This is a genomic window from Bradyrhizobium sp. NBAIM08 (genome assembly GCF_020193935.1).
Lineage (GTDB): Bacteria > Pseudomonadota > Alphaproteobacteria > Rhizobiales > Xanthobacteraceae > Bradyrhizobium > Bradyrhizobium yuanmingense.
Genome location: NZ_JADYVR010000103.1, coordinates 1 through 525 on the forward strand (window position 1 = coordinate 1; position 525 = coordinate 525).

At 65.9% G+C, this 525-nt stretch carries 1 protein-coding gene; it reads right to left on the reverse strand.

Going from position 1 to position 525, the window contains the following annotated elements; all coding sequences use genetic code 11:
• The coding region (locus tag I6F37_RS38615; RefSeq protein ID WP_225154159.1) for a hypothetical protein at positions 1-192 on the reverse strand (192 nt) is incomplete at its 3' end.
• Positions 193-525: the final 333 nt, after the last annotated feature.

A 525-nucleotide genomic window follows, 5' to 3' on the forward strand; every position in this document is an offset into this window, starting at 1 on the left:
GCCTACCTGTGCGCCGAAGAGTTCCGCGTCCACGGCCTCGTCAAGTGTGTACCCTGCCCCGGCGGTCAACGCGCCCCAGCGGTAGCGGATGTACACCACGCGCCCATCATCGGTGACGCCCTCCCACTGCGAGGGGCAGGCGCCGCAGGTTTGCTCCAGGCGCACGATTTGGATCTGTTGCGCGTCGCTCATTGTGCTTCTCCTTGTGTTGGGTGTGGCGGGGCGTGCAGTTCAGGGCTGCACGCCCCGCAGCATTCAACCCGCATCTGCCGTTCAGTCTGCGCTCATACCTGTTACGGCCGCCGACTCCTTGACGAGAGGACTGACGCCCTCCCGGACGCGTTCTGCTTCGGCTTCCAGCCACGGCGTTGCAGCGGGGGACTACCGGATGATTTCGTACTCGTCTGCATACAGGTAACTTACCGTGGGCACGCTGGGCGGGCGGCGGCGTGTGGGCTTGCCGTGGGCGTCAAGCGTGCAGAGTACGCACTGCCCGTTCACCAGCGTCTCCCCGCACCCCGTGCA